Below are 25,270 nucleotides of genomic sequence, written 5' to 3' on the forward strand. Positions count from 1 at the left end.
AGAGCGCACGACCAAACCGGAAATGCATGCTCTTTGACTTTTGGGAGGTCGGCTTGCTGAGCAATCCATCGACATTTGGTCTTTATGATCCGGCACAAGAACACAGCGCCTGTGGTGTTGGGTTTCTAACGCGCAAAGACAGCAAGCAAACGCATGACGTTTTGAAACGCGGTCACGAGGCGCTTTGTGCCGTGCCGCACCGTGGCGGGATGTCTTCCGAAGGTGTTGGTGATGGTGCGGGCATATCTGTCGATCTGTCGTTGAACTTTTTTCGCAAGCTGACTGGGCTTGAGCTGACGGCGGGGAATTTCGGTGTTGGGAACTTCTTTTTGCCAGCAAACACGGAAGAGCACCCTCGCGCCGAGGCGCTGATTGAAACAGCACTCGCGGAACGCGGTATGCGCGTTTTACATTCGCGCGATATGCCGGTGAACAACGACGCAATTGGGGAGCGTTCGGTCAAACATCAGCTCCCCGTGCGGCAGTGGGTATTTGCGGCCCCAGACGGTATGCCACAAGATGAATTTGATCGTGAAATTCATCAGGTTTTGTTGGTGATCGAGGCACAGGCCTATACCGATGCAGGTCTTGATGGGCTTTATCCTTTGTCCCTGTCATCGCGGATGCAAGTATTCAAGGGACGTCTGAATTCTTGGGAAATCATCCCCTATTTCCAAGATCTATCGGACCCTGATCACAGCGTGCATACGATGTATTTTCACACGCGGTTTTCAACGAATACAGACCCGCACCCATCAATGGCACAGCCATTTCGCCTGATGGCGCATAACGGCGAGCTAAACACCGACAAAAAGAACAGATTGTCCGAGGCCGCAATCGCCTTGGCGCGCAACAAAGCCATCACTAGGCCAAAGGGTCAGTCGGACAGTTGCCGTCTGGACCAGACTTTGAACGCGCGCGTCTACGACGAAGGTTTGGATTTGGTCACAGCGGTCGTTGCGATGATGCCGCCTGCTTGGGAAAATGACACCAGCCTGTCGCCCCAAGTACGCATGATGCTTGAGTATTTCTCGCTCTCTGAGGAAAAGAATGACGGCCCTGCGGCCTTGGTTTTTGGGAACGGGACGCTAATCGGTGCGCGGCTTGACCGTTTGGGATTGCGTCCGATGCGTTCGGTTGAGACCAGCGAATATCTGGCCGTTATGTCCGAAGCGGGCCAGATCAGTTTCCCACCCGAGGATGTGATCCGCCGTGGGCGGGTCGAGGCAGGCGGTATGATCTATTTTGATCACTCGACGGGCCGCAGCTATGAAACGGCTGAGGCATTGGAAACGCTGGCAAGCGCATATGACTACCCTGCCCTGCTGGCTGCCGCACAAGTCAACATTGACGATCTTCCCGAGGCAGACGCGAACCCGGCAACCGCCGCCGCAAGATACGAAGGTGATCTGGATCGCCCCGCGCGTTACGTCGGTTATACGCTCAATCAGGAAAGCTTTAAGTTTCTGATGGACCCGATGTTGCAAACCGGAGTCGAGAAGGTCTCGGCGATGGGTTATGGTAACGCGATTAACGCGTTATCTGACAACGAAGGCGGCGTCGCGAAATATTTCAGCCAACGCTTTGCGCAGGTGACCAACCCACCGCTGGATTCGATCCGTGAATCGGATGGCATGACCCTGCGCGTGGCTTTGGGCGAAAAGCCCCATCTCGGTCAAAGCCGATCACGCCAGATCGTCGTAAATTCACCTGTGCTGCGCATGGTTGATATGCTCAAGATCAAGGCCCAGACAGACACACCTTGGCAGCGGTTCGACACGCTATATGCCCCCGTATTCGGGGATGGCGCAGCGAATGAACGTGCGCTCGTCGATAGTATTGATGAGGTCGCAAATCAGGTGGTCGCCTTTGCCCGCGAAAAAGGTGGTATCGCCATTCTGACCGATCGGCATATCTGTCGCGCCAAGGCCCCTATGCCGATGACCTTGGCTGTTTCCGCAATCAACCAGCGTCTCATCGAAGAAGGCATGCGCTTTAAGGTGTCATTGGTTGTTGAAAGCGGACAGATTTGTTCGTCGCATCATATTGCTTGTGCGCTCGGCTTTGGGGCGGCGGCGATTTATCCGCTGTCTGTGCGCATGCGCGCCGAAGAAATGTACAGCGATAACCCTGCCGCGGCCTATGGCAAGTTTAAGAAAGCCGCCGAAAAAGCCCTGATGAAAACAATGGGCAAAGTCGGGCTATGCACCGTCGAAAGCTATTCAGGTGGTGAGTTCTTTGAACCCAATTTCTTGGATACAAATGATCCCGTATTCGCAAAGTATCTGCCGAATATGAAAACGCCAGTGGGTGGCGTCCGGTTTGATGTCGTTGCGAAATCCTTGGCAGATTGGCATGAACGCGCGCTTAAGGTTACCAGCGACAAAGACATCCCGATCCTTGGTCTGTTCAAGGAACGCTCCGAAGGGGCGGGCCACAGCTATGGCACCACCGCTGTGCGTGGCTTTGTTGACCTGACCGAAGAACCCATCAGTTTTGCCGATGCAGAAGGCGAAACAGACCCGTTGCGGCTGCTGACCCTGCGCCAGATGGAAGACGCCTTTGGCATCGACGACGCAGGTTATGTGAATACGTCTTTTGAAAAGCTGACCCAAGCGCAAATCGACGGCTTTGAGATCACACCGGGCTATCGCAGCTTTAGCCAGACAATGGCTGAAGAACGGCACCGTCGCCCAGCAGCCTTGCGCGATGTTTTGGCATTTCCGGCGGATATCACGTTTTTGGACACCACGCGCGAGATGAAGCGCGAAATGATGCTGTTCAATCGCGCGGGCAACCGTGACTTTGTGATCCGTGGACTGGAATGCGAAGCACTGGGAAATAATGAGTTTTTGCTGCGCCTGACAGGGCCAAAGGCAGATGATATCGGCAGGCTGGATGTTCTTGCGACGACATTGGTTGAGCGTTTCGGCGAAGACGTCGAAGGGCACCATATTACCAAAGGCGTATTGAAAGTCGCGGTGCAAGGAATGGCGCTGGATTATCTGTCGCGTTTGCGTGTGGCACCGGATCGGATCACACTTGATCAGGTTGAACCTGCCTCGCAGATTACCGGGCGTCTGGCGTCGGGTGCGATGTCGCATGGGGCCTTGGTTGCCTCCGCTCACGAGGCTGTCGCCCACGGCACGAATATGGTTGGCGGCATGTCCAACTCGGGCGAAGGCGGTGAACATATCAGCCGCTATGGCACGATCCGTTCCAGCCGTATCAAGCAGTTCGCGTCAGGCCGGTTTGGCGTTTGGGCGGGCTATCTGGCCGATCCCAACCTCGAAGAGATCGAGATCAAAATCGGTCAGGGCGCAAAGCCGGGCGAAGGCGGTCAGCTCCCTGCGCCCAAAGTCACAGTTGAGATCGCTGCGGCCCGTGGTGGAACGCCGGGGGTCGAACTGATCTCACCGCCGCCGCATCACGACACCTATTCGATCGAAGATCTTGGTCAGCTCATCCACGATGCCAAAGCCGCCCGCGTCCGGGTCATCGTCAAACTGGTGAGCTCCGAAGGGATCGGAACAATCGCCGTCGGTGTGGCCAAAGCGGGTGCAGATGTGATCAACATCGCAGGTGGTACAGGCGGTACTGGTGCGGCTGCGGTTACCTCGTTGAAATACACAGGCCGCGCCGCCGAGATCGGTATTGCCGAGGTGCATCAGGCGCTGTGTGCAAACGGTATTCGTCAAAAGGTCATGTTGCGGTGTTCGGGTGCGATGCAAACCGGGTCTGATGTGGTCAAGGGCGCGTTGCTCGGTGGTGACAGCTTTGAATTCGGCACGACCGCATTGATGATGCTCAAATGCGTGATGGCAAAGAACTGTAACGTGAAATGCCCCGCCGGTCTGACCACGAACCCAGAGGTGTTTGACGGCGACCCCCGCGCGCTGGCGCAATATCTGTTGAATATTGCCCATGAGACGCGAGAAATTCTGGCAAACCTTGGGCTGAAATCATTGCGCGAAGCACGCGGGCGCACCGATCTGTTGCATCTGCTGGATCATCCAGCCTCTGTTGGGCAGTTGGATCTGCGCGCGATGTTAACCTATGTGCCAGAAATCATGGTCGAAGACCCGATTTATCTGGAAAAGGACTTTGCCGTCGATGACGCGCTATTTGATCAGCTCAAGGCGCGGCTGGTTGATGCCAACGAACCTGCTATCGAATTGCGCCCGAATGCCCCGCTGAACAACCGAAATAAGACGGTCGGCGGGCAGCTCGGCATTGATATCGAACGGATGCTGAACCATGAACTAGCCGATTTGCCTGCCGCTGCCTTTGAGGATTCACGCGGGCGTCGCTATTTGGACCAAGATAGCGTGCGTATCGTCACCAACGGATCGGCTGGCCAAAGCTTTGGCGCATTCTGCAACGACGGCATGGTGATGGAACACACCGGAACCTGTAACGATGGCGTCGGCAAAGGTGCCTCGGGCGGGCAGATCGTGGTGCGTAGCCCCGGCGGCGCGCGCGATGCCGAAAACGTGCTGGTCGGAAACTTTGCCCTATTTGGTGCGACCGGCGGCCGAACCTTTATCGAAGGGCAGGCAGGCGATCGTTTTGCTGTGCGGAACTCTGGCGCGACGGCCGTGGTCGAAGGCGTTGGCGATTTCTGTGCCGAATATATGACAAATGGTGCGATCCTGAACCTTGGTGGCTTTGCCAAAGGTTTCGGAAACGGGATGTCTGGTGGGTTTGCCTATCAGTTTGATCCGGATCATCGGGTGCCCGATATGATTAGCCACGATTCCGTCTTGGCAGGCACGCTGGTAGATGGATCAGATCACGCGAAAATCCACGAAGACGCGGTGAAACAACTGCTGTCATGGCATGTCGCGGCGACTGGCTCTGCCACGGGTCAAGAATTACTCGATGACTGGGACAACACGCGCCAGCATATGGCGTGGATTATGCCTAAGGCCTTGTTGCAATACCAAGATGCAGACGCAATTTTGGCCGCCCGCTCGCGCAAGGAACTTATCGACGAATTGGCGACCGCCTTGGCTACGCATCAGATCAGCGCGCTCAAGACGGCGTGGAAACAAGGGCGCCCCGTGCATCGTGGTGCGCTGCCTGCCTATGGCGAAATGGACACGCAAGAAATGTTCCGACTGCTTGGCAGTTACATCGTTCTTGAGCAGGCCCAAACCATCGCGACCAAGCGCGTCGGGAACAGTGACCGTTTGGCGCGTGACAAAGCAGCGCGCAATCTGATCCTGACCGAAGACTTCGGCGTGATGGCCGCACTTGCCAAACACGCTAAAAAATCTGTCGAAGATTACGATGACGCAGGGCTTGCCGCCTTGGTCGCGAATAAACGTCTGACGGATTTCAAACGCGCACTCAGCATGCGCAACATTCTCAGCATGGATAGTCCGGGAACTTACGCCTGGATCATGCACCAAAGCGCAAAGAACCGCGCGGCCTTGGGTGAAATCCCAAGCTTTGACGCGCTCTTTGCCGAACACGCCATGCCGGACCTTCTGGCCCGGACCGCTGCGGAGTAGACTATGACAGAAACGATCACCAAAGTTCCTTACATCCCTGATGATGCGCCTTTTTCTGGCGAACAAAAGCAATGGCTTGCAGGGTTTTTCGCAGGGCTACATTCGCGATTGGCCACTGGCGGCGGTCAGGCCGCGCCAGCCGCAACCCCTGTCGAAACAAAGCCGATTGATATCATCTTTGGCACGCAAACCGGGAATGCCGAAACCGTCGCCGAAAGCGCCGCAGCGCTTGCCCGCAGCAAAGGGTTTGCGCCGCGCGTTGCTGAGATGGATGACATCAGTCTTGACCAACTGGCCGCAATGCAAAACCTGATTGTCATTGTCTCGACCTATGGCGAAGGCGAAATGCCCGATAATGCCCACCAATTCTGGGAGGCGCTGTCGGCGACGACGGCACCGCGCCTAGAACAGTTGAACTATGGTGTGCTCGCGCTTGGCGATACCAGCTATGATGAATTCTGTCAGGCGGGCAAGCTGGTCGATACACGGCTTGAACAACTCGGCGCAAAGCGGATGCTGGATCGCGTTGATTGTGATGTCGATTTTGAAGACGCTGCCGAGGCTTGGGTTGCGAACGCAATTCCCGACGCCAGCACCGTAGCAGCCGCACCGCTGACTGTTGAAGCCGCCACAAAAAAATCAGGCTGGAGCCGCAAGAACCCCTACCCGTCGCAGATGATCGAAAACCGTATTCTGTCGGGTGAAAAATCAGCCAAGGAAATCCGTCATATTGCCTTTGATTTGGGTGATAGCGGATTAACCTACGAGGCCGGTGATGCGCTTGGCGTGATGCCCATGAATGCCCCTGACCTTGTACAAGGATGGCTCGACCGGTTGGGCCTGTCACCTGATGCCGATGTGAATGGCACCCCTATCGGTGAACAGCTGACATCCCAGCTAGAGATCGTGACGCCGTCGCGCGATCTGATCCGCGCATTAGAACCAATGGTGCAGGATTCTGAACTGACCCACGTGCTGGCAAACGGCGACAAAGAGGCGCTCGAACATTACCTGTGGGGCAAAGATACGCTGGATCTACTGAATATTAAACCGGATCTCGCGCTAGATCCGGTCGAGGTATTGGGATGGCTCAAGCCGTTACAGCATCGCGCTTATTCAATTTCCTCTAGCCCAAATGCAAACAAAGGCGAGGTTCATCTGACCGTTGCCGCCGTTCGCTGGATGTACGAAAACCGCGCACATCGCGGCGTTTGTTCGACATTCCTTGCTGACCTCGTGACAGAAGGATCAAACGCAGGTATTTTTGTTTCCCCGAACAAAAGCTTCCGCGTTCCAGAAGACGACAGCGTACCCATGATCATGGTCGGACCCGGCACTGGGATCGCTCCGTTCCGGGCGTTTTTGGAAGAGCGCCAAGCGCGCGGCGCCAAGGGTGCGAGCTGGCTGTTTTTTGGCGACCAACACCGGGCAAGCGACTTTATCTACGAGGATGAAATCAGTGCCTTTAGCAAATCCGGTCTACTCAGCCGATTGGACCTCGCGTTTTCGCGCGACCAAGCGGAAAAGGTCTATGTTCAGCATCGGATGACTGAAAATGGCAAAGACCTATTCGCGCAACTCGAAGAGGGCGGTTATTTCTATGTCTGTGGCGATGCGACTCACATGGCAAAAGACGTCGACGCAGCGCTTCATCAAATCATCGAAACCCAGGGTGGCATGACCCCCGAGGCGGCAACAGAATACGTGAACCGCCTCAAGCGTGACAAACGCTACGTGCGGGACGTCTACTAAAGGCTGGCCCATGCCAAAATGCACTCAACCCTGCCTGTGTCATAGCGGGCAGGAGCTTCCTCGAACGCTCAAAGCGCTGCGCGAACAGACCAAAGTCACCACTGTTGGCGCGGGGCTTGAAACGCTTGCTCTTGTTGGTACGCAGCTAACAGACGCGCTTATTACCACGAATAATGGCGCAGCTCTATTAACGGGGCGTGGTGGTTATGCTGCGTTTCAAACAGCCGCAATGCCGTTCAAACTTTCGCGCCGCCGGGTGAATATGCGGGTTTCGCCCGATGTTCCCACCAATCTGGTGCGCTCTGACGATCCAAACAATGCACGGCAAACATTGGCGCTGGCCAATATGAATGGTGATATCACGCATCGCGTTGAAACGTTGGGCGGCTATGATGGCCGGGTGGTTGATGCCATCGAACCCCAGCTTTCCCCCAATTTGCAAACTCCGCCGCAACAGATCGATGCGGGCGTGGTGCCTCTCGCTGCGGTGCGTAACGCCCGCGACAATTGGGAGACACGCGACACCGGGCATCATCTGAATGATATTTTAGCCGACAACGGGCACACCCGGCATCAGACCCTGCCCTATGTTGGTAAAAATCAGGCTTGGCGTGTGACTGTGCAGACTTTGGTCAGCTTTGTCTCGTTTCTGTGCGGACGCAAGATTGGGCATGCGCGGCTTGTTCCGGGGGATGGGTTTATACAATCCGACCTGAGCAGCGCCGGGCAGGCCCAAATGGCTGATAAGGTTCTGCTTGTGCGTGATGAAGCTGCGAACTTTGCCCTTGATATCAGTCAAGTCGGGTCGCTTTGGGTGACCCATTTTCAGGGGCAATCGCAGCTCGAAATCTATGATCAGAACGCACGGGCGATCACAATTCTAAGATCAGACCCGGCCGAGGACCTGAGCTATTGGAATGCACTCTTGGCTTCTCTGCCGCCTGCGTCATACTCGGTTGCATGAACCCTGAGCGCATTGATTTATCCGCAAATTACGAAAGTAAATCGCAATGAATAAACCTCCCAAACGCACCCCTCGGTTAATGACCGTCGTTAGAAAATCACAGATTACGCCAAATATGATCCGGGTGACCTGTGCCGCCGATTGGATCAAGACCCTCGAACCGGGGATCGAAGGCGCGCATTTCAAGCTATTCTTGCCGCGGGTTGATCAATCAGCCGATGATTTTGCGCGGCAATTGGACGATGGGCCGCGCCCAGATGTGCGCACCTACACCATTCGCTATCTGCGTGTTGAAAGCGGCGAAATCGACATCGATTTCGTTGATCATGGCGACGCGGGGCCAGCGTCCGCCTGGGCGCGGCGCTGTAAATCCGGGGATGTGGCCGGATTTGCGGGTCCCGGTCCGATCAAGCTCTCTGAATTTTATGCGGATACGTATGTTTTAGCTGCCGATATGTCCGCGCTTGCCGTCGTCGCTGCCACCCTCGAGGCGATGCCTCGCGACGCCAAAGGCACGGCGTTTCTTGAGATTACTACCCCCGAAGACCGCCAAGAGATCGACGCCCCTGCTGGCGTTGATCTGCAATGGATCGTTCACCCAGACCCACATCAGCCAGCAACCCAAAGCGTGCAGAAAATTGCAGCGATGCCTGAATTTTCCGGTTCGGTTCAGACCTGTATTGCTGGCGAAAGCAGCATGATCAAACAACTGCGCGAAGAGATCGTGAACAAGCGCGGTGTGCCCAAAACCGATGTCTATATCTCGGGGTATTGGAAAATCGGCCTGATCGAGGACGAACACCAACAAGTTAAACGCGCCGAAGCAGCGGGTTGAAACAAAAACGCCGGCGGATATTTCCGCCGGCGTTTGTTTTTCTCAGATCGCCTCGCTTAGAAGTGCGCAGACTGCGTGTTCGAAGGAACTTGCAGCGGTGGGGCGAACTTTGTCAGGTTGATGCCTTTGACGGCCTGTTTGTATTCAGACGCTGTTGGCGTACGGCCCAAGATTGCGGACAGAACAACAACCGGCGTCGATGCCAGCAGGGATTCACCTTTTTTCTCGGCGCTATCTTCTACGACACGGCCTTGGAATAGGCGGGTCGAGGTTGCCAGAACGGTGTCACCCTTTGCCGCTTTCTCTTGGTTACCCATGCACAGGTTACAGCCGGGGCGTTCGAGATACATGATGTTCTCGTATTCGGTCCGTGCTTGCGCCTTGGGGAACAGATCGTCGAACTCAAAGCCCGAGTACTTTTGCAGGATGTCCCAGTCGCCTTCTGCTTTCAGCTCGTCGATGATGTTGTAGGTCGGAGCCGCAACAACCAAAGGCGCGTTGAATTTCACTTCGCCGTTGGCAGCTTCGATGTTCTTCAACATTTGAGCAACGATTTTCATGTCACCTTTGTGGACCATGCAGGACCCGACAAAGCCCAGATCGACCTTTTTCTCGCCACCATAGTAAGAGATGGGGCGGATTGTGTCGTGTGTGTAACGCTTTGATACATCAGCGTTATTCACGTCTGGGTCGGCGATCATTGGTTCGTCGATAGCGTCCAGATCAACCACAACTTCAGCAAAGTATTTTGCGTTGTTGTCAGGTGTCAGCGCAGGCTTTGTGCCCGTTTGGATTTCGGAAATCCGCTTGTCTGCTTTGTCGATCAGGCCCTGAAGCGTCTGTGCTTCGTTATCCATACCTTTGTCGATCATCACCTGAATACGGGATTTCGCCAGTTCCAGCGATCCGATCAGCGTGTCATCGTTGGAAATACAGATCGAGGCTTTCGCCTTCATCTCTGCGGTCCAGTCAGTAAAGGTAAAGGCTTGGTCAGCAAGCAATGTGCCAATGTGTACTTCGATGATACGGCCTTGGAACACGTTGTCGCCATGCTGTTTCAGCATCTGCGCTTGTGTTGCGTGCACGACGTCACGGAAATCCATGTGGTCTTGCATTTCACCGGTAAAGGTTACTTTGACTGACTCTGGAATAGGCATTGTCGCCTCGCCCGTTGCCAGCGCAAGCGCCACGGTGCCCGAGTCCGCACCAAAAGCAACGCCTTTGGACATACGTGTGTGGCTGTCGCCGCCGATGATGATATCCCAGTCATCCACGGTGATGTCGTTCAGCACCTTGTGAATAACGTCGGTCATGGAGTGATAAGCGCCTTTGGGGTCACGTGCAGTGATCAGACCAAAGTCGTTCATGAACTTCATCAGTTTTGGAATGTTGGCTTGCGCCTTTTTGTCCCAAACGGATGCTGTGTGACAACCTGACTGATAAGCGCCGTCAACGGTTGGCGAAATTGTCGTCGCCGCCATCGCCTCTAGCTCTTGCGAAGTCATCAGACCAGTTGTGTCTTGGGAGCCAACGATGTTGACCTTTACCCGCACGTCAGAGCCAGAATGCAAAACGCTGCCTTGTGGAACGCCAACAGCGTTCGCGTTGAAGATTTTTTCAACAGCGGTCAGGCCCTGCCCTTCGTGGAAGACTTCCTTGGACGGAGCAAAAGCGGATTTCAGTTCAAGACCGAGCGTCTGTGCCGCAAAGCTTTGCAGTTTTTTACCAAAGACGATGGCATAAGAGCCGCCAGCCTTGATGAATTCGATCTTTTGCGGTGTGAAAGAAGACGACACATCAACCAGCTCTTCGTCGCCAGCGGCATTGTAAAGCTTCTTCTCTTTGGTGTTGATCTTTAGAACGGTGCCTGTCTCGACAGAGTATTTCTGCTCAAGAATTGGGTTGTCATCGTTGTTCAAGATTGGGTTGCCGTCAGAGTCCAGCTTTTTGACCCAGTTTTTCAGGTCGATCCCGATCCCGCCGGTCACACCAACAGTTGTCAGGAAGATCGGCGAAATGCCGTTTGTGCCAGCCACGATTGGCGCGTTGTTCACGAATGGGATGTATGGGCTGGTGGGTTTACCGGTCCACAGCGCCACGTTGTTCACGCCAGACATCCGCGAAGACCCAACACCCATTGTGCCCTTTTCAGCGATCAGCATCACGCGCTTGCCAGGGTGCAATTTTTGCAGTTCACGGATTTCTGCCTGCGCCGCAGGAGAAATCATGCATTTCCCGTGCAGTTCGCGGTCCGAACGCGAGTGCGCCTGATTGCCCGGTGACAGCAAGTCAGTTGAAATGTCGCCTTCACCCGCAATGTAGGTGACAACTTCGATTTCTTCTTCGATATCGTTCAGCTTCGTAAAGAATTCAGCGGCGGCGTAGCTTTGCAGAATATCTTTTGCGATAGCATTGCCTGCCTCATAGGCAGCTTTCAGGCGGTCAGTGTCTGCTTCGTATAGGAAAACTTGCGTTTTCAGCACTTCGGCCGCCTCAGTGGCGATGGCGGCATCGTCACCCAGAGCCAGATCAATCAGCACTTCAACCGATGGGCCGCCCTTCATGTGGGACAGCAATTCAAAAGCAAAGGTCGGTGTGATCTCTTCGACGACGCTCTCGCCGAGAATGATTTCCTTGAGGAAAGCCGCCTTTTCAGCTGCCGCGCTCGTTGTGCCGGGCAGTGTGTTGTAGATGAAATACTGCAAAGAATCCGCGCGATACGCGTTATCGGTATCCTTGATCTGAGAGATGATCTCTTTGGTGAGCGCGCCATCGTCGATGGGCTTAGGGTGCAAATCTTGCTCTTTGCGTGCTTCGATTTCAGCTAGGTAATCTGTATACAGGCTCATGGCTATCCGGAAGTAAATGTTGTCAGAACTGGGCGATGGCAGGAACAGTCGACCCAGGGGGCTCTCTCTGTATGCGGTCGTATACCATACGCGTTCAGGATACAATATATACTAATGCGCACAGGGCATTTGTCGGCAAAGTTTCATCAACCGCACGAATTGCACGGTTAATTGCGGGCAAACTGACTTTAGTTGCCCGCTTACGTTTAAATATAGTCGAAATTAGTCGCCCGAATCTAGCTTTTCGCGTTCTGCGTCGATGATGGACTGGGGAAATTGGCTCATAAAGCAGCAGCACACCCCTTCGTCGATCATCGTGCGCGGGCCGTGTGGATGCGCAATATGTCGATAAACCCCGTGACTATGTCCGTGGTGGTGATGGTGGTCGTGATCGTGCCCATCCGCGTGATCATGATGATTCCCATCATCTGGCTTTTCGTCATCCAGTGGATCGCGGAATTCTGCATGGTGGTGATGAACATGCACCTCGCCGGCGGCGCGGCGGGTCTGAAACGATGCCATCAACCCTGCTGGCTGTTGCGGGTGATCGGCACGCGTTTCATCGATCCGCGCGACAAAGGTATCAATGACGTGGGTTTGGTCAGACAGATAATGCGCCTTAACGAACTGCACATCCGGGGCGGTCGCCGCAACGCGATCCACATAGTTATAGATCCGGTCGATCAAGCGCCCGGAGAAGAGAAAATAAGGTGCGACAACGATTTTCTCGAACCCAAGCCTCAGCGCCATCTCTAAACCGCGCCCGACTGATGGATATGTCACGCCTGAGTAAACCGTTTCAGACCAGCCAAAGCCCAAGTTTTCAGAAACGATCCGGGTCATTTTCGCGGCTTCTGCGTTGGCCATCGTGTCTGACGTTCCGCGCCCTACGACCACGAGCATGGTGTCATAGAGATCGCCGTCATGCACATGTGTTTTGCCGAGCGCCTCAAGAATGCGGGTTTCAAACGCCGTGATCATGGATGGGTGAAGCCCTAACTCTTGGCCGTAACGGACTGTGATATCAGGGTTTTTCTCTTGAAAGGTCGTCAGCACCGACGGAATATCATTCTTGGCGTGGGTCGCCGCAAAGAGCATGCCGGGCACCGCCACGATTTCGGTTACACCTTGGTCGATTAGCGCGCGCAGGCCCATGTGGATATTCGGTGCGGAATACTCCAGAAACCCATATGCGACAGGGGTGTCCGGGTATCTCTTGCGGATCGCTTTGGCGAGCAGCGCGAATTCTTCTTCAGCAGATTTCGCGCGACTGCCGTGTCCGCAAATCATAATGCCTAGCTTGGACATGCTTGGGGCTCCGAATAGTTTATGAGCGCGAGGAGTGAACCAGTTTCAGTGGGGCAGCGTTGCGCTGGCGCGGATTGCGATCAAGCTGCGCCGCTAGTTTCAGCCCAGATTCGACCAGTTGCGTGGGCACCTGCCCACCCGTTAACCGCATGATCGTTTCACGCGCTTGTGCTGTTTTATCTGCACGCATCGCGGCAATCAGGCCCAACAGGTCAACTTCGTCATGGGTCAATGTTTCGCGCTGATCAATGTCGAGCGGGTCCATGTAGGCCACAGGCACTGGCCGCGCCTTCAGAACGGCTGACAGAAATTGCTGCACACCGTGTGCAATTGCGAGACCACGCGCCTCGCCCCATACTTCGGCCGAGGCCCCATAGGCATGACGCCAACCAAAGCTTTCTGGATTCAGATAGGCGTTCAGGAAATGGCGAACAATTGGCAGCAATGCACCGCTCACCACGTCAAGCTGACCAGCATCAGGGGTTTGCGTGTGAGAGAACGCGGCGGGATGATCAAACATGTGCGTTCTGGTCCTGTGGCTGAACCACATTGGGCAACACAGCGCGTAGCGCTTTCAACGCATCAATTGTGCGGCCTGTATCATTTCCCTCGCACAGCATCATCAATTCCGTCTGCGCTGCTCCGACTTGTCCACGCCGTACCGCACAGACGGCCGCCATAAACCGGCGTTCGTGTTCCGTGACGATGGCCGCGCAATCAGGGCAAGTCGGCGAGCTAAACCGAAAAACCGATTGCCGGGTCCGCCGGACACCCATCAGCGCCGCTAACACACGGGCCGCGATGATCGGGCCTTGGGTTGGGCCAAACTGCGCCTCTGCCCAATCCATCGCCCCAATCCACGCATGCGATTCCGGTGCGGCGAAGGCTTGGAAATATAGCCGCATCACGGTCAGCAACTGGCTTTCGATTTCATCGAAATCGGCATCTTTGCGGAAAATTTCTTTGGGAAGCGGTGTGCGATAGCACTGCTCGTAAGGAGCGTGATAGGTCATGTTCGTGCCTTTGCTGGCTTTGGCGACAACCGATCTGGCAAGTCAGGAACATGGCTTGATGGTCACGATATATTGGACGGCGCTAATCTGACTATTTTACTCGGATAAAGCAAGTAGGTTCTTGCGGCTGAGTCTGATTTGCAGGCAAAACGTAGTGAAATACCCAATTTTCCCAAAGTTGGACCCAAACATTGTTCACCCTGAACGACGATATCAAGAATGCCAGTTTCTTGATTTGCGTTAAACGCGTCACGTTCGTCCTTAAGTGGGCCAGATGTATTGAGAATCTCTGGCGCCCTTGCTCTACATTACCCATATCAGGTGAACGGCGGGGCCAGATCCCGTTGGACACCAAACATAAACCGCCAACGTCTTGACCGGTTTGGCAACCGCGTCGCCCGCAGAGAGATCAACGTTAAACCGTAGTGGTGAACGGAAATTTCACAGCTGACCTAAAATAAAGTGCAATGAAATGACAACTCAAGCTGCCCAAAAAACAGAGACTAGCCCAGCGTCAAATGGACCAAAGGTGTTTTCCGCCGCCAATGAATGGCTCGAGCATCAGTCTGCAACCGCACGGATCGAATGGGCTTTGGAAAACTTGCCACGCGATCACGTTGTGTCGTCCAGCTTTGGCATTCAGTCGGCGGTAATGTTGCACATGATGACGACACAGTTGCCAGAGATTCCTGTGCTGCTGTTCGATACCGGTTATCTTTTCCCCGAAACCTATCGTTTCGTTGATGAGCTGACCGAGCGGCTGAACCTGAACCTGCACGTCTACCGCGCAGAAATGAGCCCAGCCTGGCAAGAAGCGCGTTTTGGGCAACTGTGGGATCAAGGCGAAGAAGGCCTGAAAAAGTATAACACCATCAACAAAGTTGAACCCATGCAGCGCGCAATGGGCAACGTTGGTGCCGGAACTTGGTACAGCGGATTGCGCCGTGTGCAGGCTGACAGCCGTGCAGACCGTAAGATTCTCGAATTCCAGCATGGCCGCGTCAAGTTCCACCCAATCGTGGATTGGACCAATCGTGACGTGCACATGTACCTTAAGGAACACGACCTGCCGTATCACCCCCTGTGGGAACAAGGGTACGTCAGCGTCGGTGACACCCACACGACACGCCGTCTCGAAGATGGTATGCGCGAAGAAGACACACGTTTCTTTGGGCAGGGTCGCGAATGCGGTCTGCATCTGGAGCAAAACTAAAGGGCTAGCGCTCGCGCTGACACCGCACATGCGGTGTTGGCTGCTCTTGCCAAAACTTCATGAAATGCGGATATCAGCGCAAACCTCTGTAGGAATGCGCCTTGGCTGATCTGACATTATCCCCGACCCTCGCCACAGTAATCTTTGTTCTCGGCTGTTGGGGCGGACATCGTTATCGCAGTGTATGGAAATCCGAAGGGCCAAAGTGGAAGCTTTGGCTATACGGTCTGATCGCGGCATCCGCGCTATTGACCGTGGCATTTATCCCGCTCGGTTAACAAGCGGGATAAATTGATTAATCAGTAACCTCATCAAGGCCGGCGCGTTCGAGCATTTTGCGCGCGCGGGGACAAGCCAGACGTTCACGCAATGGGCTGTCGGGATCAATATCCTTGTTACAAACAAGACATTGATCCGCATCCGCAATGGCATTGAGACCACCACAGCTACCTTTGATGGTACGTCCCATCATGATCACTCCGGTCGCCATGCCCAGCATGATGATCATCAACAAACCGAAAGTCAGAAAAAACGTCGCCATCAGAGGTGCTCTTTATCTAGGTTAAACCTGTGTCAGTGCGGTGAAACGCGAACTTGCCGTGGTTGTAAAGCCGTGCGTGTTCGCATTTGCGTGACGCTCTGTGAACAGAACAGCAAGACCCAGCTCTTCAGCAAGCTGTAGACCTTCTTCTTGGCCGATGATGTGGAACGCCGTTGCCCAGGCATCTGCCAGCATCGCATTTTCGGCGATCACAGTTGTCGCAGCAGTGTTATGCGTCACAGGGCGACCAGTGCGCGGATCAATCAGGTGCGAATAACGCTGGCCGTCTTGCTCAAAGAAGTTCCGGTAATCGCCCGAAGACGCCAGACCCACGTTTGAAACGGGTACGATTTCCAACACACCGCGCGCATGCGCATCAGGTGTTTCGATGCCAATCTGCCATGCCGCGCCATCAGCATTGTGACCAGATGCATAAAGGTCACCGCCGATTTCGATCATGTAGTTCTGAACGCCAAGCTGTTCGAGCGCACGACCCACAAGGTCAGCGCCGTAACCTTTGCCGATCGCCGCCAGATAGACGTTAGCGTCTGCTTGGGTCTTTTGCAGTTCGCCGGGTGCAACGCGCAAGGTGTTCGCGTGACCGGATTTTGCTTGGGCGGCCAGCAGCTCTTGGTCGGATGGGGTCGTCAGCTGGTGATCGTCTGCGCCAAAGCCCCATAGTTCGATAACTGGGCCGAGCGTTGTATCAAAACGACCGCCACTCGCGAGGTGAACTTCTTCGGCAGCGGTCATGACCTCAGCCAGTTCTGGCGAAATCTGCTGTGGCGCAGTGCTTTGCTGTGCGTTGAAACGCGAGATTTCCGAATCGGCATCCCAGTTTGACATCTGCTGGTTGACTGTCGCCAGCGCGCCTTCAATCGCAGCGCTTACATCTGACTGCGACACAAAGCGCGGCGCATCCGCGATTGCGACGTTGTAAGTGGTGCCCATTGTCCGGCCGGACACCTTCAAAAGCGATTCGCCCGGCTTACATGCGGCAAGGGCGAGCGGCACTAGCATAAAGCTACGACGCGATAATTTGACTGACTGGGACACAATTCACCTCAATTTTCGATCGGCTGCTCTCTAACATGACAAAACAGTATGTGCCATGCGACTATTAATGCCTTTTCAACAAATTTTTCCTCGGTTATCCACGGCGAAATGAAGCGACACACTTAACTTTTCACAAATTCCGCGACTGCATGCTGCATTTGCACAAGCGGAAGGCGAGAAACAGTCCCGACGAGGTAAGCATTGCAACGATTTGCACTACATAAAGGTCTGAACATCTCAATTGCAGGCGAGCCACGACCCGAAATAGAATCTGCATCATCCGTAAAGACAGTAGCGATTCTTGGCGATGACTACATCGGCATTAAACCGCGTCTTGCTGTAGAAGAAGGCGACGCTGTTGTCGCAGGTACGCCGATTATGGCGCACAAAGACACGCCAGAGGTGCAAATTGTTTCGCCTGTTGCAGGCCAAATCAAGACGATCACACGCGGCGCCCGTCGCAAACTGATCAGCGTCGAAATCGAAATTACCAGCGAAGGCGACCCCATCGACTTTTCAAATGTTGGTGATGCGAAGACCGCCGATGGTCTGGCCGAGCGCCTATGCGCGGCGGGTCTGTGGACTTCGTTCCGGACGCGGCCTTATTCCAAGGTGCCCGCCTCTGACGCGCGACCAGCCGCAATTTTTGTAACGGCAATCGACACTGACCCGCTGGCTGCTGATCCGCAGCCAATTATCAGCGAACAGTCAGACGCATTTGTTGCAGGTCTGAGCGCAATCACACTGCTGACCGAAGGCAAAACATACCTCTGTCACGCTGACGGTGCCGAAATTCCTGGTGGCGATGTTGCTGGGGTCGAGGCGGCTGCTTTCTCTGGCCCCCACCCTGCTGGTCTTGCTGGCACGCACATTCACTTTCTTGAGCCGATCCACGGCGAAAAAGTGGTCTGGACCATCGGATACCAAGACGTCATTGCAATTGGCCGCTTGATGCAAACCGGCACCTATGATGCGTCGCGGGTTGTCGCCTTGGCTGGCCCAGTTTGCGCTGATCCACGTTTGGTGCGTACCGTAGTTGGTGCCTCAATGGCTGAACTGGCTGCGGGCGATTTGCCAGCCGATCTGCCGGTTCGTATGATTTCTGGCTCTGTGCTGAGCGGGCGAATGGGCGATGGCCCAAGCGGTTATCTTGGGCGCTATGCGCGTCAGATCACCTTGATCGAAGAAGACCGCAAGCAAATCCCAATGGGTTGGATCCGGCCCATGGTCGACAAATACGCGGTACAGCCTGTGCTGGGTTCCGCATTGTCGCGCCGTAAATTCCCGCTGACGTCGAACCTGAACGGTGGACGCCGCGCAATGGTGCCAACCGGCACATTCGAAACCCTGATGCCCCAAGATTATTTGCCCACGCAGCTATTGCGGGCATTGATCACGATGGATACGGATCAGGCGCAGGCACTTGGCGCGCTAGAGCTGGATGAAGAGGATCTGGGGCTCGCAGGTTTTGCTTGCCCAGCAAAATATGAGTACGGACTTGCGCTGCGCGACTGTCTGGCCACCATCGAAAAAGAGGGTTAACCCATGGGGCTGCGAAATTTCTTTGACCGGATAGAACCGGATTTCGAAAAGGGCGGTAAGTGGGAGCGTTTCTTCCCGATCTATGAAATGATCGAGAGCTTCATCTACACGCCGAAAACTGTCACGACGGTTGCGCCGCACGCACGGTCTTATGTCGATATGAAGCGCATCATGACCTATGTGGTGCTCGCGACGATCCCATGTATTTTGGTCGGCACCTATAACGTTGGCTTGCAAACCAACAACGCGATTGCGGATTTCGGCGCCTCTGGATGGCGCGCGGCTGTGATCGACGCGCTGGGGATTGGGTTTAACCCCAACAACCCGCTCGCCAATATTTTGCATGGGATGATGTATTTCTTGCCGATTTACATCACGACCCTCGTTGCTGGTGGTATCTTTGAGGTGGTCTTTGCCACAGTGCGTCGCCACGAAGTCAACGAAGGTTTCCTTGTGACTTCAATGCTTTATGCACTGATCATGCCTGCAACAACGCCGCTTTGGCAGGTTGCACTGGGGATTATCTTTGGTGTTGTCATCGGCAAGGAAGTCTTTGGCGGTACTGGCAAAAACTTCTTGAACCCGGCGCTGACAGGGCGTGCGTTCTTGTACTTTGCTTATCCGGCGCAATTGTCTGGTGACTCTGTATGGGTGCCCGTTGATGGCTTCACCGGCGCGACCGCATTGGCTGTTTCTGCTGCCGATGGCTATCAGGCGCTTGCCGCGCAAGGCATGAGCTGGTGGGACAGCTTTATCGGCTTTATCCCCGGTTCCATGGGCGAGACTTCAACACTTGCCGCGCTGATCGGTTTGGCGTTCCTGATGGTCACCAAAATCGCAAACTACCGGATGGTTGTTGGCTGTATGGGCGGCATGATCGGTTTCTCGCTGCTGCTGAACCTCATCGGTTCGGACACCAACCCAATGTTCGCAATGCCTTGGTACTGGCATTTGGTTGTTGGTGGCTACGCATTCGGTCTGGTCTTTATGGTGACAGAGCCTGTCTCGGGTTCGCACACCAATGCTGGCCGCTATATCTATGGGGCGCTGATTGGTTTCATGGTTGTCATGATCCGCGTCATTAACCCCGCATTCCCCGAAGGAATGATGCTCGCAATTCTATTTGGTAACGTATTCGCACCACTGATCGACTACTTTGTTGTTCAAGCGAATATTCGTCGCAGGGCCAAACGTCATGTCTGAAGAAACAAACACTCCACAAGAACAGCCCAAAGGGCCCATCGGACGATTTCTGGCTTTGCCGACTGACTCTGTCCCCAAGACAGTCTTTGTTGCGGTCACACTTTGTCTCATTGCGTCGATGATCGTGTCGGCGGCCGCAGTTTCCCTGCGTCCGCTGCAAGAAATCAACGCGCAGCAAGATAAGCAGATCAACATTCTGCAAGTTGCTGGGATTTATGATCCAGAGGCGGATGTCATCGAATCCTTTGCCGCATTCGAACCACATGTGCTTGAGCTAAGCACCGGCGAATTCACCGATGCCTTTGATCCGGCGACATTTGATGATCGTGCGGCGGCAGATGACCCTGCTACTTCGGTTGCGCTTGATGATGATCCGGCTGGCATCGTGCGTCAGGGCGAATTTGTCACCGTTTATCTGCTACGTGACGATGCGGGTGACCTCGATAAGGTGATCCTGCCAATCCACGGCTACGGGCTTTGGTCCACGCTGTACGGCTTCATTGCGCTCGAAGAAAACGGCAACGATATCTATGGTTTGCAGTTTTACGAGCACGCCGAAACACCCGGTTTGGGCGCCGAAGTCGATAACCCACGCTGGAAAGCACTGTGGAACGGCAAGCGTCTGATGGACGAAAACGGTGAACTGCAGATCAGCGTCACCAAGGCTGTTCCGGCCGCTGGTGCGGACTATCATATTGATGCGCTTGCGGGCGCCACGCTGACCACTAATGGCGTCAACAATCTGGTCAGGTTCTGGATGGGCGAAGCGGGCTTTGGGCCCTTCCTTGAGAACCTCAAAGCAGGAGAACTCTGATGGCACAGACACGTAGGGAAATGCTGATCGACCCAATGGTCGACAACAACCCGATCACCTTGCAGGTGCTCGGTATTTGTTCAGCGCTGGCTGTGACATCTTCGCTGAAGGTGGCATTGGTGATGGCGATTGCGGTGACCACCGTGACCGCATTTTCATCCATGTTCATCTCGATGATCCGTAACCATATTCCGGGTTCGATCCGGATTATCGTACAGATGGTCATCATCGCGTCATTGGTGATCTTGGTTGATCAGATGCTCAAGGCCTACGCCTTTGAGATTTCCAAGACGCTCTCGGTCTTTGTTGGTCTGATCATTACTAACTGTATTGTTATGGGCCGCGCCGAAGCCTTTGCGATGAAAAACCCACCTCTGGACAGCTTCGTTGACGGGATCGGTAACGGTCTGGGCTACGGTCTGATCTTGATGCTGGTTGGTATCATCCGCGAACTGTTCGGCTCTGGCAGCCTGTTGGGCTACACGATCTTGCCGACTGTCAACAACGGTGGCTGGTATGTGCCAAATGGCCTGCTGCTGCTGCCCCCTTCTGCGTTCTTTATCATCGGGCTTTTGATCTGGGCTTTCCGCACATGGAAACCTGAACAAGTCGAAGAGCGTGAATTCAAAATTCAAACCGTGGATGCGCACTAATGGAAGGTTTGCTCTCACTCGCCGTTAAGGCAATTTTCGTCGAAAACCTCGCGCTCTCCTTCTTCTTGGGGATGTGTACCTTTATCGCGGTTTCCAAAAAGATCTCGACCGCGATCGGGCTGGGGATTTCAGTTATGATCGTGCAGGCCATCACTGTGCCTGCCAACAACCTGATCCTCACCTATCTGCTAGCGCCTGGTGCGTTGGGCTGGGCCGGTTTCGAAGAGGTCGATCTGACCTTCCTCGGGCTGATTTCATACATCGGTGTGATCGCGGCTCTGGTCCAAATTCTTGAGATGGTTCTCGATAAATACTTCCCACCGCTCTACAACGCGCTTGGGGTGTTCTTGCCGCTTATCACGGTGAACTGTGCGATCCTTGGCGGTTCGCTGTTCATGGTGGAACGCAGCTATGACTTTGCAGAATCCGTTACCTACGGGATTTCATCTGGCTTTGGCTGGGCGCTTGCCATCACGGCTATGGCTGGTGTGCGCGAAAAGCTGAAATACTCCGACATTCCCGATGGCCTTCAGGGCCTAGGTATCACCTTTATCACGGCTGGTCTTATGGCCATGGCCTTCATGTCGTTCTCTGGCGTGAAACTATGAGTGGAGACAACTAGTGGCAACCTTTGGCCTAGGAATCCTGCTGTTCACAGCGATTGTTATCACGCTCGTCACGATCATCTTGGCGGCGCGTTCAAAGCTGGTATCGAGCGGGAACGTAAATATCACCATCAACGGCGAGAAAACCATTTCGGTGCCCGCCGGGGGTAAATTGTTGCAAACATTGGCCGAGCAAAAGCTCTTTGTGCCATCTGCTTGCGGCGGTGGCGGTACATGCGCGCAATGTCGTGTGCGTGTTCACTCTGGCGGCGGGTCTATCCTGCCGACCGAACAGGGCCACATCACCAAGCGCGAGGCAAAGTGTGGTGACCGTCTTTCCTGTCAGGTTGCAGTAAAGCAAGACATGGAAGTCGAAGTCCCCGAAGAAGTCTTTGGCGTGAAAAAGTGGGAATGCACCGTGCGTTCCAACGAAAACGTCGCGACCTTTATTAAGGCGCTGGTCCTCGACCTGCCCGAAGGCGAAGACGTGAACTTCCGTGCGGGTGGTTACATCCAGATCGAGGCACCTGCACACCACGTCAAATACACCGAATTTGACGTCGAGGAAGAGTACCGCGAAGATTGGGACAAGTTTAACCTGTGGCAGTATGAATCTGTCGTGAACGAACCCGTTGAACGCGCTTATTCGATGGCGAACTACCCCGATGAAAAAGGGATGATCATGCTGAACGTGCGTGTGGCTTCGCCGCCACCCGGTTCAGAAGGTATCCCGCCGGGCAAGATGTCTTCGTATATCTTTAACCTGAAGCCGGGTGACAAGGTGACTATATCTGGTCCGTTCGGCGAATTCTTTGCCCGCGAGACAGAAAAAGAAATGGTATTTATCGGCGGTGGTGCGGGTATGGCACCAATGCGGAGCCACATCTTTGACCAACTGAAGCGTCTGGAAAACCGCAACCGCAAAATCACCTTCTGGTATGGTGCGCGGTCAAAACGCGAGATGTTCTTTGTTGAGGATTTCGACGAGCTGGCGAAACAGTTCCCGAACTTTACATGGCACGTCGCGCTGTCCGATGCCCTGCCCGAGGATGATTGGACAGGCTACACTGGCTTTATCCACAACGTGCTGCATGACGAATACCTCAAGGATCACCCGAACCCAGAGGATTGTGAATTCTACATGTGTGGTCCGCCCATCATGAACTCTTCCGTGATCAACATGCTGCTTGATCTCGGCGTCGATCGTGAAGACATCATGCTTGATGACTTCGGCGGCTAATCCGAACACCAAAAGAGCCCCTTCCGGGGCTCTTTTTTATTTGGCCAAAGTTCGCTGATATTGGTCCCGCAACCGATCAATCAAAACCCGGAATGCTGGGCTCATTTGCCGTCGACTAAGATAGCAAAGATGAAGCCCCTCAAAGGGCGGGCACCAATCCGCCAAGACCCGTTGCAACGTTCCAGTCGCAATTTCGGCCTGTACTTCGGGCAGTGTGACAAAGGCGATACCATAACCTGCGCGCGCGGCATCAACACAGAGGTCGCCCTCGCTAAAGATAAACGGACCAGTCACCCGTTTGACCAGTTCCACGCCATCCTTTTCAAATTCCCAATCATAGGGCGTCGTCCCAACACCAAAGCGCATAGTGATACAGTCATGGCTATCTAGATCAGCCGGGGTTTGTGGCACGCCTTTCTTGGCGAAATAGCTGGGTGAACCGATTGCCGCCATCTCAATCGGGGGTCCAACTGGAACCGAGATAAGATCAGCGGGCACCGCCTCGGCAAGTCGGATTGCACCGTCATATCGCCCTTCGGCCAAGTCAGCGAGCCGCGCATTCGTGTTCAGGTCAATCTGAATATCCGGGTAATCGCTGACCAGACGTGTCATCACCGGCCACAAGACCTGTCGCGCAGCCGTCATGGAAGTTGTCAGTCTGATCATTCCACTTGGGCTATCGCCCAAACTGCGCAGTTCTTCGATCCGGGTCTCGATTTGCGATAAACCGGGGCGCAAGGTCGCCAACAGCTTTTCACCCATCTCCGTTGTGGACACGCTACGTGACGTCCGGTTGAGCAATCGAAAACCAAGAGATGCCTCGAGCCGACGAATTGTATGGCTGACCGCTGATTGCGATACGCCTAACCGCACCGCAGCTTGGGTAAAGCTGCCCTCTTCGGCGACGGCAACGAACACGGTTAGATCTGCGAAATCATCTCTTTTCATTCATGAAACCTATGCAATAGCCACCGTATTCTAGCCCGTTCCGATAAATATATGAATTCAGTTCATTGGTTCAATGAACCATAGGGGCATAGTCGTAAGGAGGGTTGTCACCTACCTCAGAAACATCTGCATTTCGTTTCAATCTCAGGAGAAAGCAATGAAAGCGACTGTTATGCACGGTCCCGGTGATGTCAGGTTTGATACCGTCGATGACCCTTCTATCCTTAAACCAACCGATGCGATTATCCAGCTCTCGGCGACTTGTATCTGTGGTTCTGACCTGTGGCCCTATCGCGGTCACGGTGATTTCACGCAGCCAATGCACATGGGTCATGAATACTGTGGCGTCGTCGTCGAAGTTGGCGCAGACGTCAAAACTGTAAAGCCGGGCCAATTTGTCGTTGGCTCCTTTGTCTTGTCCGACAATAGTTGCCCACACTGCCAGTTCGGTTTTCCATCCTCATGCGAGCAGCGCGAATTCATGACAGGCGCCCAAGCGCCATTCGCGCGGGTGCCGCTGGCAGATGGTACTTTGGTTGCGACCCAAGACATGCCAACTCCCGAGCAAATTCCACATATGTTGGCGGTCTCTGACGTCTTGGGCACGGGTTACTACGCTGCCGAAGCAGCGGGTGTCAAAGCTGGATCAACAGCCGTTGTTGTTGGTGACGGGGCGGTCGGGTTGATGGGTGTTTTGTCCGCGAAACTGCAAGGCGCAGAGCGCATTATCGCCATGAGCCGACATAAACCGCGGCAACAACTCGCGCTGGAATATGGGGCAACCGATATCGTCGAGACCCGCGGCGAAGAAGGCATCGCCGAGGTCCTTGAGCTCACCAACGGTGTTGGCGCGGATGCGGTGCTGGAATGCGTTGGACTTCAGGATTCGATGGATCAGGCGCTTGGTGTGTGTCGTCCCGGTGGGGCGGTCGGGTTTGTTGGTGTCCCGCACGAGGTTACATTCACTGGCGAAGGATTGTTCTTTGCGCAAAAGCGGCTGTTTGGCGGCCCCGCCCCGGTGCGCCGCTATCTACCGGACCTGATGGACAAAGTGCTTGCCGGAGACATCGCACCCGGCAAAGTCTTTGACCTAGAATTGCCGTTGGAACAAGTCGCAGAAGGTTACAAAGCAATGGATGAACGCCGCGCGATCAAGACCCTACTGCGGGTCTAACCCGGTTTGCGCCGTGTATCATGCGCGGCGCAGCATATCTGTTC

Annotated in this window: 20 protein-coding genes; 13 read left to right on the forward strand and 7 right to left on the reverse strand. The window is 54.5% G+C overall.

Annotation, left to right across the window (positions count from 1 at the left end; genetic code table 11):
* Window positions 1–26 precede the first annotated feature (26 nt).
* Genes TW80_RS14200 through TW80_RS14215 form a run of 4 tightly spaced genes read left to right on the forward strand, consistent with a single transcriptional unit; the run spans window position 27 to window position 9,067 of the window.
* A complete protein-coding gene (locus TW80_RS14200) occupies window positions 27–5,516 on the forward strand; it encodes a glutamate synthase-related protein (RefSeq protein WP_045998082.1) in 5,490 nt (1,829 codons plus the stop codon).
* A 3-nt stretch (window positions 5,517–5,519) separates the two neighbouring features.
* Window positions 5,520–7,268, forward strand: coding sequence for a diflavin oxidoreductase (locus TW80_RS14205; protein ID WP_045998083.1), 1,749 nt, complete (start codon window positions 5,520–5,522; stop codon window positions 7,266–7,268).
* Between the two features lie 10 nt (window positions 7,269–7,278).
* A complete protein-coding gene (locus TW80_RS14210; RefSeq protein ID WP_045998084.1) occupies window positions 7,279–8,232 on the forward strand; it encodes a hypothetical protein in 954 nt (317 codons plus the stop codon).
* A 46-nt stretch (window positions 8,233–8,278) separates the two neighbouring features.
* The gene (locus TW80_RS14215) at window positions 8,279–9,067 is read left to right on the forward strand and encodes a siderophore-interacting protein (protein ID WP_045998085.1); all 789 of its coding nucleotides are present in this window, start codon (window positions 8,279–8,281) and stop codon (window positions 9,065–9,067) included.
* 56 nt (window positions 9,068–9,123) lie between these two features.
* On the opposite strand, the gene TW80_RS14220 is transcribed toward TW80_RS14215, so the two are convergent.
* The 4 genes from TW80_RS14220 to TW80_RS14235 form a co-directional block, all read right to left on the reverse strand.
* Window positions 9,124–11,916 carry a bifunctional aconitate hydratase 2/2-methylisocitrate dehydratase gene (locus TW80_RS14220; RefSeq protein ID WP_045998086.1) on the reverse strand — a complete coding sequence of 931 codons (2,793 nt, stop codon included), beginning with the start codon at window positions 11,914–11,916 and terminating at the stop codon, window positions 9,124–9,126.
* A 222-nt stretch (window positions 11,917–12,138) separates the two neighbouring features.
* Complete coding sequence (locus TW80_RS18490) at window positions 12,139–13,224, reverse strand: sirohydrochlorin chelatase (protein WP_045998087.1); 1,086 nt, start codon at window positions 13,222–13,224, stop codon at window positions 12,139–12,141.
* A gap of 19 nt (window positions 13,225–13,243) precedes the next feature.
* Window positions 13,244–13,744, reverse strand: a complete 501-nt coding sequence (locus TW80_RS14230) for a hypothetical protein (RefSeq protein ID WP_045998088.1) — start codon at window positions 13,742–13,744, stop codon at window positions 13,244–13,246.
* Entirely contained in the window at window positions 13,737–14,237 is a 501-nt protein-coding gene (locus TW80_RS14235) for a hypothetical protein (RefSeq protein ID WP_045998089.1), read from the reverse strand. Before TW80_RS14235 ends, TW80_RS14230 begins: the two co-directional genes overlap by 8 nt.
* A gap of 472 nt (window positions 14,238–14,709) precedes the next feature.
* Here TW80_RS14235 and TW80_RS14240 point away from each other — a divergent pair, with 472 nt between their 5' ends.
* Window positions 14,710–15,450: a phosphoadenylyl-sulfate reductase gene (locus tag TW80_RS14240; RefSeq protein ID WP_045998090.1), complete on the forward strand. Its 741-nt coding sequence runs from the start codon at window positions 14,710–14,712 to the stop codon at window positions 15,448–15,450.
* A 101-nt stretch (window positions 15,451–15,551) separates the two neighbouring features.
* A complete protein-coding gene (locus TW80_RS18310; RefSeq protein ID WP_204218508.1) occupies window positions 15,552–15,728 on the forward strand; it encodes a hypothetical protein in 177 nt (58 codons plus the stop codon).
* 17 nt (window positions 15,729–15,745) lie between these two features.
* Here the strand turns inward: TW80_RS18310 and nqrM are convergent, their stop codons facing one another.
* A complete protein-coding gene (gene nqrM / locus TW80_RS14245; protein ID WP_045998091.1) occupies window positions 15,746–15,991 on the reverse strand; it encodes a (Na+)-NQR maturation NqrM in 246 nt (81 codons plus the stop codon).
* Window positions 15,992–16,012: 21 nt separating this feature from the next.
* A complete protein-coding gene (locus TW80_RS14250) occupies window positions 16,013–17,047 on the reverse strand; it encodes an FAD:protein FMN transferase (protein WP_045998092.1) in 1,035 nt (344 codons plus the stop codon).
* Window positions 17,048–17,248: 201 nt separating this feature from the next.
* Here TW80_RS14250 and TW80_RS14255 point away from each other — a divergent pair, with 201 nt between their 5' ends.
* The 6 genes from TW80_RS14255 to nqrF are packed head-to-tail and all read left to right on the forward strand — an operon-like array spanning window position 17,249 to window position 23,104.
* Complete coding sequence (locus TW80_RS14255; RefSeq protein WP_045998093.1) at window positions 17,249–18,589, forward strand: Na(+)-translocating NADH-quinone reductase subunit A; 1,341 nt, start codon at window positions 17,249–17,251, stop codon at window positions 18,587–18,589.
* A 3-nt stretch (window positions 18,590–18,592) separates the two neighbouring features.
* Window positions 18,593–19,792, forward strand: coding sequence for an NADH:ubiquinone reductase (Na(+)-transporting) subunit B (locus tag TW80_RS14260; protein WP_045998094.1), 1,200 nt, complete (start codon window positions 18,593–18,595; stop codon window positions 19,790–19,792).
* On the forward strand, window positions 19,785–20,606 hold the full coding sequence (locus tag TW80_RS14265) for a Na(+)-translocating NADH-quinone reductase subunit C (protein ID WP_045998095.1): 822 nt from the start codon (window positions 19,785–19,787) through the stop codon (window positions 20,604–20,606). Before TW80_RS14260 ends, TW80_RS14265 begins: the two co-directional genes overlap by 8 nt.
* Window positions 20,606–21,259 (forward strand): NADH:ubiquinone reductase (Na(+)-transporting) subunit D, encoded by a 654-nt coding sequence (locus tag TW80_RS14270; RefSeq protein ID WP_045998096.1) that lies wholly within the window; start codon window positions 20,606–20,608, stop codon window positions 21,257–21,259. The genes TW80_RS14265 and TW80_RS14270 overlap by 1 nt, the downstream gene beginning before the upstream one ends.
* Window positions 21,259–21,867 (forward strand): NADH:ubiquinone reductase (Na(+)-transporting) subunit E, encoded by a 609-nt coding sequence (nqrE, locus tag TW80_RS14275; RefSeq protein WP_045998097.1) that lies wholly within the window; start codon window positions 21,259–21,261, stop codon window positions 21,865–21,867. The genes TW80_RS14270 and nqrE overlap by 1 nt, the downstream gene beginning before the upstream one ends.
* A gap of 13 nt (window positions 21,868–21,880) precedes the next feature.
* Window positions 21,881–23,104, forward strand: a complete 1,224-nt coding sequence (gene nqrF, locus TW80_RS14280) for an NADH:ubiquinone reductase (Na(+)-transporting) subunit F (protein ID WP_045998098.1) — start codon at window positions 21,881–21,883, stop codon at window positions 23,102–23,104.
* A gap of 36 nt (window positions 23,105–23,140) precedes the next feature.
* On the opposite strand, the gene TW80_RS14285 is transcribed toward nqrF, so the two are convergent.
* Window positions 23,141–24,052: a LysR family transcriptional regulator gene (locus tag TW80_RS14285; RefSeq protein WP_045998099.1), complete on the reverse strand. Its 912-nt coding sequence runs from the start codon at window positions 24,050–24,052 to the stop codon at window positions 23,141–23,143.
* A 157-nt stretch (window positions 24,053–24,209) separates the two neighbouring features.
* Between TW80_RS14285 and TW80_RS14290 the strand changes: the two genes are divergently transcribed.
* A complete protein-coding gene (locus TW80_RS14290) occupies window positions 24,210–25,226 on the forward strand; it encodes a zinc-dependent alcohol dehydrogenase family protein (protein WP_045998100.1) in 1,017 nt (338 codons plus the stop codon).
* Window positions 25,227–25,270: the final 44 nt, after the last annotated feature.

Source organism: Loktanella sp. S4079 (assembly GCF_000967725.1).
GTDB lineage: Bacteria > Pseudomonadota > Alphaproteobacteria > Rhodobacterales > Rhodobacteraceae > Yoonia.

Bases quoted from the DNA above. Each gene is read 5' to 3' on its own strand.
- TW80_RS14200 (WP_045998082.1), top strand. From the start codon at position 27: ATGCTCTTTGACTTTTGGGAGGTCGGCTTGCTGAGCAATCCATCGACA.
- TW80_RS14205 (WP_045998083.1), top strand. From the start codon at position 5,520: ATGACAGAAACGATCACCAAAGTTCCTTACATCCCTGATGATGCGCCT.
- TW80_RS14210 (WP_045998084.1), top strand. From the start codon at position 7,279: ATGCCAAAATGCACTCAACCCTGCCTGTGTCATAGCGGGCAGGAGCTT.
- TW80_RS14215 (WP_045998085.1), top strand. From the start codon at position 8,279: ATGAATAAACCTCCCAAACGCACCCCTCGGTTAATGACCGTCGTTAGA.
- TW80_RS14220 (WP_045998086.1), bottom strand. From the start codon at position 11,916: ATGAGCCTGTATACAGATTACCTAGCTGAAATCGAAGCACGCAAAGAG.
- TW80_RS18490 (WP_045998087.1), bottom strand. From the start codon at position 13,224: ATGTCCAAGCTAGGCATTATGATTTGCGGACACGGCAGTCGCGCGAAA.
- TW80_RS14230 (WP_045998088.1), bottom strand. From the start codon at position 13,744: ATGTTTGATCATCCCGCCGCGTTCTCTCACACGCAAACCCCTGATGCT.
- TW80_RS14235 (WP_045998089.1), bottom strand. From the start codon at position 14,237: ATGACCTATCACGCTCCTTACGAGCAGTGCTATCGCACACCGCTTCCC.
- TW80_RS14240 (WP_045998090.1), top strand. From the start codon at position 14,710: ATGACAACTCAAGCTGCCCAAAAAACAGAGACTAGCCCAGCGTCAAAT.
- nqrM (WP_045998091.1), bottom strand. From the start codon at position 15,991: ATGGCGACGTTTTTTCTGACTTTCGGTTTGTTGATGATCATCATGCTG.
- TW80_RS14260 (WP_045998094.1), top strand. From the start codon at position 18,593: ATGGGGCTGCGAAATTTCTTTGACCGGATAGAACCGGATTTCGAAAAG.
- TW80_RS14265 (WP_045998095.1), top strand. From the start codon at position 19,785: ATGTCTGAAGAAACAAACACTCCACAAGAACAGCCCAAAGGGCCCATC.
- TW80_RS14270 (WP_045998096.1), top strand. From the start codon at position 20,606: ATGGCACAGACACGTAGGGAAATGCTGATCGACCCAATGGTCGACAAC.
- nqrE (WP_045998097.1), top strand. From the start codon at position 21,259: ATGGAAGGTTTGCTCTCACTCGCCGTTAAGGCAATTTTCGTCGAAAAC.
- TW80_RS14285 (WP_045998099.1), bottom strand. From the start codon at position 24,052: ATGAAAAGAGATGATTTCGCAGATCTAACCGTGTTCGTTGCCGTCGCC.
- TW80_RS14290 (WP_045998100.1), top strand. From the start codon at position 24,210: ATGAAAGCGACTGTTATGCACGGTCCCGGTGATGTCAGGTTTGATACC.